The organism is Thiocapsa sp. (genome assembly GCF_035467215.1).
Lineage (GTDB): Bacteria > Pseudomonadota > Gammaproteobacteria > Chromatiales > Chromatiaceae > Thiocapsa.
Genome location: NZ_DATITZ010000280.1, coordinates 1 through 5,839 on the forward strand (window position 1 = coordinate 1; position 5,839 = coordinate 5,839).

The 5,839-nt window shown below is 68.4% G+C and carries 4 protein-coding genes; 1 reads left to right on the forward strand and 3 read right to left on the reverse strand.

Features of this window, described 5'->3' with window-relative positions; genetic code table 11:
* Together VLR48_RS15855 and VLR48_RS15860 are read right to left on the reverse strand one after the other, a co-directional pair.
* A partial coding sequence (locus VLR48_RS15855; RefSeq protein WP_325292721.1) for an AAA family ATPase occupies positions 1-2,555 on the reverse strand: 2,555 nt, incomplete at its 3' end.
* A complete protein-coding gene (locus tag VLR48_RS15860; protein WP_325292722.1) occupies positions 2,552-3,823 on the reverse strand; it encodes a DNA repair exonuclease in 1,272 nt (423 codons plus the stop codon). The genes VLR48_RS15860 and VLR48_RS15855, both read right to left, overlap by 4 nt.
* A gap of 143 nt (positions 3,824-3,966) precedes the next feature.
* Between VLR48_RS15860 and VLR48_RS15865 the strand changes: the two genes are divergently transcribed.
* Positions 3,967-5,046, forward strand: a complete 1,080-nt coding sequence (locus VLR48_RS15865) for a RibD family protein (RefSeq protein WP_325292723.1) — start codon at positions 3,967-3,969, stop codon at positions 5,044-5,046.
* Between the two features lie 187 nt (positions 5,047-5,233).
* Here the strand turns inward: VLR48_RS15865 and VLR48_RS15870 are convergent.
* Positions 5,234-5,839, reverse strand: a 606-nt coding sequence (locus VLR48_RS15870) for a class I SAM-dependent methyltransferase (protein ID WP_325292724.1), incomplete at its 5' end; no start/stop codon positions are given.

Below are 5,839 nucleotides of genomic sequence, written 5' to 3' on the forward strand. Positions count from 1 at the left end.
GTCAAGATCGCCTCCTCCACGGGGCGGTCCAACAGATCGAGCGCAAGCCGACCGAGGCATTCGCGGATCTGCTCGACGAAGGCCGCGGCGTCCCGATCGATACCCGCGACGCGCGTCCTCAAGAGGGTCCCGGCCTCGATCTTCGCCACCGCATCCGCGATCACCTGCAGATCGTCCGAGACCTCGCCCGGGCCGGCATCCGGCGCGAACCCGAGCTCGGTCATGAGGGCGGTCCAGTCCGTCTGCCAAGCGGCATGCTCCTTCTCTGCGTCCGATCGCTCGCGACTCAGGCGTCGAGCGCGTTCTTGCAGCTCCGCGACCTCGCGCTCCAGCGCAAGGCGCGTGCGCGCGCCCTGCTCCGCGGCACGCTGCCGACCCTCTGCCAACCCGATGAGCCCCCCGATCTCGGGCGTGGCGAGCGCCGCGGATCCAGGGTCGACGCTCGCGCCCCGGGTGCCGAGTGCGCTCAGGAGCGCCGCGCGATGCGATGCCCGAACCGCCTCGCGGGTCGCGATCCGTTCGCGCAGCTCCTCGGCCTGGCGGATCTGCTCCCGAAGCCGCGCGGCGCGCGCCAGCCAAGGCAGCATCTCGGACGGCGGCAGCGGGGTCAGGCCGCAGGGTGACCAGAGTCCGTGCCATGCCTCCTCCGAACGGGTGACAGACAACGCCAGCTCGGCCAGAGCGCGCTCGGCCGCGTCCAGCTCACGCTGCGCGACCTCCAGTCGCGCGCGGGTCGTCGCCCGGTCATGGACGCGTCCCGCCTCGCGACGCAGCCGATCGGCGACCTCGTCAGCCCCGGCCAGTGACCCCTCGAAGGCAACCGCAAGGGGTGCCTCAGTATCGTACAGCCGTGCCTCGGCGACGACATCCTCGCCGGCGAGCCATGCCCGCTTCACAAGCAGCCAGCCCCGATCGCGATGCGCGCGGGACTGCATCAGATCCTCCTCGGAGGGCACCGAGCCGCTTAGCTCCAACACCCGCAGGGCCTCTTCACAGCGCAGTCGCTCGCTGCTCAGCTCAGAGCGCTTCGACTCCAATGCCTGCCGTTGCTCGTTCAGCGCGCGGGACTCGTCCGCGAAGCGTCGCAGACTCTCCTCGTCCGGCAGCGGTGCGGCAAGAAGATCGGTCAACCCGCCCGACCAGAGACCGAGTGCGGACAGCCCCTGCTCGCACGTCTTCAGGTGCGCCGCCAGCGCCAGCCGTTCCTCGATCAGCGTTTGATCCAGGTCTCCAGCACGGCGCGCGGCGTCGAGCGCGGTCTGTAGATCGGTCGAAACCACGGCCGGGGGCAGCGCGGCAAGCGCGGCGGTGCGCAACCCGAGGTGCTCCTGCGTTTCGGCAAGATCGGCACGGGTCTTGGCGAGCGCATCGATCACGGCGGCTTTACGGGCACCGAGCTCGGTCGCGCGTCGTCTGCGCGAGAGCAGCAGCGTCAGTCGGGTCACGTCGGCAGACGCCGGATCGCGTGCGAGGTCCGGTCTCACCTGCTGCAATAGGGTACTGGCCTCGGACTCTCGGCGCGCCAGCTCGGCGACCAGCTCGGTGCGATCCTGCGCGGCCTTGCGATGGCTGCCGAGCCGCTCGCGCAGATCATCGATCGACTCGGACTCCCGAAGCAGATCCTCCGACACGGCATCGCTCTGCTCGCGAACGAGCGCGCGCAACCCATCCAGGCGGTGCTGCGCATTGGCACGGGCCTCGGCGGCCCGAGCCAGTTTGGCGACCGCCTCCTCGCGGCGCGTTGCAAAGTCATCCGCGAGTACGGGCACGGCGCCGATCCCGTCCAACTGCTCCTGCAGCCGGGTCATGCGCACGAGATCCGGGAGGGTGCGCCGAATGCGTTCGAGCCGGCTGCGCTCGAGCGACATCTGCGCGATCTCCGCGTCCATCGCCGCCAGCTCACGAATCGTCCGATCGAGCGACGCCTTGGCCTGCTCCCATTCACGGACCGACAGGCTCGCCTCCCGGACGCGACGCTCGGTCTCGCCGAGCTCGCCGATCAGCGCATTGATCCGGGGCTTGGACGCGCGCGGCAGAAAGAGCCCGTTGGCCTCTTGGTCGAGTCGATCCAGAACCCGGTGGATCGCGGTCGCGCCGAGCGCGGTCCCGAACAGCGCCTCGGCCTCCCTGCCGCGCTCTTCGAGCAGGGTTTGGCCGCCGCCGACCAAGCTCTCGTAATCGATCCCGAAGAGACGCTCGAACAGGCCGTCGTCCACCTCGCCCAGAAAGGGCAAGAGCGCATCCTCGCCGATCGCGTTCCCGGCGCAGTCGAGCAGGGTGCTCTTGCGGCCTTTGCGTCGGACGAACTCAACCTCGTCGCCGTTGCGGTTGCGCAGACGTCCGCCGAGACGCAGCTCCTGCTTGCCGTGTCGGAAGTCATCGCGGGTGCGTTCGTGGATCCCGAAGAGCAAGCCGCGCAGTGCACGCAGGGCCGAGCTTTTTCCGGCCTCGTTGGGACCGAAAACCAGGTGCAGGCCCTCGCAGCCGCCGCTCAGATCGAGACGGCGGTCGGTGAAGGGGCCGAATGCGCGCAGGTCCAGCTCCAGGATCTTCATCCGGCCCCCTCCTGCGGATCGCCTTGCCCGCGCAGCCGCTCCACCAGGAGTGCCTTCACGTCATCGAGGCAGCCGGACAGATACTCGGGGTCGGATGGATCGAACGGATCATCGCCGCCGCGCAAGGCAGGCGGCAGCTTGAGTGCCAGCGCCTCGACCTCCTCGCTCAGGGCGGAGAGACGCTCGCCGTCGACCTCCAAGGCATGGATGGTGCGCAGCAGGCCGCCGAAGGCATCCTCGCGCGACAGCTCGGAAACCGCCGTCGACGGATGCGTCTCCACGACCAGCTTCTCGATCCACACATCCGCCAAGCCCGCGGATGAGACCAGGGCCCGACACTCGTTGACCAAGCGCTCATGCTCGGCGTGCAGGCGCGAATGGATCGGACTGCGCCCGGTCAGACGAAGACGTGTCGCGAGAAGACGGCCCTCGGCCGCGTCCGACGCCTCGGCAAGCGCATGCTCGACCAGTGGGAGAATCTGTTCCAGGCTACGTGCGTCGGTCACATCCACCGGACAGATCGCCCACCGCACGACATCGAGCGCCCTCGCCTCGATCTCCGTGACCTGGCCCTCCTCGACCCGCACCAGGGTGCAGCCTTTCGGTCCGGTCTCGCGGATATGGCGGCCCTGGATGTTGCCCGGATAAAGGATGTAGGGGTCCTCCGCGATCAATTCGCGCTGATGGACATGCCCGAGCGCCCAATACTGGTACCCTTTGGCTCTCAAGCCATCAAGGGTGCAGGGGGCGTAGGGCTCATGGCCGGGTCGCCCATCGAGCGAGGTGTGAAGCAAACCGATGTTGAAGAGTGCGGGATCGCCTTGCGGATAGGCCCGGGTCAGGTCGTCCGTCACCGCGCGGCTCGGAAACCCTTGACCGTGAATGGCCACGCCGAGGTGCTCCAGGACCCAGGTCTCTGGCGCGCGCGTGGCGAAGACCGAGAGATTCGGCGGCGGGCGCAGCGCCTTGGTGATCTGGCTTGCGGCATCGTGGTTGCCGGCGATCAGGAAGGCCGGGATCCCGTGATCGTTGAGACGACCCATCTGGCCCGAGAAGAAGAGTCCGGTGTTGTAGTCCCGCCAGTCCCCGTCGTAGATGTCGCCGGCCAGCAGGACGAAGTCGACAGACTCCTCGATGGCGAGTGCGACCAGGTTCTCGAAGGCCCGGCGGGTCGCGCCGCGGATCTCCTCGACCGGCGCGCCCTCGTAGCGTTCCAGTCCGCGCAGCGGGCTGTCGAGATGCACATCGGCGGCATGCAGGAATCTCAAGGCGATCTCCTCGTTCCGTGTGTTTTGGTCCGTGTCACCGATGCCGCGCCGGTGTCCCGGACGGGTTCGCCCGGCTCGATTTCCGGGTGTGCAGCGCCATCTCTACGCTGTGCCGGGATCAACTCAACCAGAAGAGGCCGCCGATGATCAGATCCAAGATCACTCAGCGCAAGCGATCCGACTCGCCGCCGCATCGGCACGACACCGGCGCCGCTCGCGCCTGGTCGCTGATTCTGAGTGCCGCGCGACTCGCGCGCAACGCGGCCTGGTCGCTCGACCATCCGCTGGCCCTGCGTGCCGACCCCGACGGACGGGTGTCGCCGGTCGATCCGGCGCGTCGCTCGCGAGCGGACCTGGTCTGGCTGCCGCACTCGGGCTGGCGCCCCGGAGAACGGACCATAGATCATTCCGAGGATCCCCGGGGCGATGAACACGCCCGGGCACTCTTCGACCTCTACCTGCCCTTGTGCCGCCCGCATCCGGGTCCCGTGGAGGTCATCGCCCACCTCGGTCAGAGCATCGACGGTTACATCGCCACGGCCGACGGGGATGCCCGCTTCGTGACCGGCGAGGCCAACATTCGCCACCTGCACCGCATGCGTGCGCTCAGCGATGCCGTGCTGGTCGGGGCCGAGACCGTCGCCGCGGACGATCCGCGCCTGACCACCCGGCTGGTTCCCGGACCGCATGCGGTACGGGTGGTCTTGGACCCGCGCCGACGTCTCTCCCCCGCGCGTCATCTGTTCAACGACGGCGAGTCCGCGACACTGCTCTGTTGCGATCGCGCCCGCATCCGGCCCGGCGAGCAGCATCACGGGCAGGCCGAGCTGATCGGGGTACCGGCCGTGTCCGACGGGCTCGATCTGGGCGCGCTCCTGGGCGGGCTCGCCGAGCGGGGTCTGCGCAGGATCTTCATCGAAGGCGGCGGGACCACGGTTTCGCGGTTCCTGCAGGCCGGGTTGCTGTCGCGCCTGCAAATCGCGGTCGCCCCGCTCGTGATCGGCAGCGGTCGACCCGGGGTGCGACTGCCGCCGACCGAACGCTTGGCGGATGCCTTGCGCCCGGCGACGCGCATCTTTCGTATGGGCGAGGATGTGCTCTTCGACTTCGAGCTGAGCGCAGGCACGTCGGCGTCGGCGCCGGAATATACCGCCGATGTGATCCCCCGGGATAGGCTCGACGAAGAGGCGATCATCCGAGCGGAGCTCTCCCGCATCCGCTAAACCGCTTCCAGAGCGACATGCGTAACTTTCGTTCTGCGATGAGCTTTGGACATGTCCTCGATATCGGTGAGACGCGGTTTAAAATTTGCTGTTTTTTAATGCCTTAAACCGCGCCAGCTCCGACAAGCGTTGGAGCTGGCGCGGCCAAGCCACTGCAACGAATGACGCATACCGCGACGGGCGCGGTTTAAGCCCGCCGCGGAATGGCGAGAAGATCGCGATGACCGACGATGATTCGGGAGCAACCCCGCGCCACGGCAGCGAGCCGAACCGCCTCCCAGTGCGCGATCTGCGCCTGCTCCGATGCAGGTGCCTCTTCGCGGGCTGCCCGAGACCAGCCGCGGATCAGGGCCGCCTGCAGCTCCCGTTCCGAGCGTCGGATCTTCCAGTCGCTCGTGCGCACCTCGATCCAATAGCCCTGCGCAGCCGCCAGGATCGCCAAGCGACCGTTCGCGCCGGGTCCAAGCGCCGGGCCGAATCCCTTGTCGCGACACTGATGGCGATTCACCGCCTCGATCACCTCGCGATCGAGGCTCAAGGCGGGCTCGAAGGCGACACGCCCGTCGTAGGTCAAGGCCGTCAGGATCGGAGCGCGAACCTTCGCGCACTGCGAGACCAACCTGGCGAGCCAGGTCTCCGACACCAGGTCGAGCAGCGCCGAGGCCGTGACCAACCCGATGCCGTCGAGCGGAAGATCGGCCAAGTCACGCGCGAGGTCGAAGCGACGCGGCGCCAGCGTGCAGGTCAGGTCAGGCTCGGCCCCCGTGACCCGTTGATCGGTCGCGTCCCAATC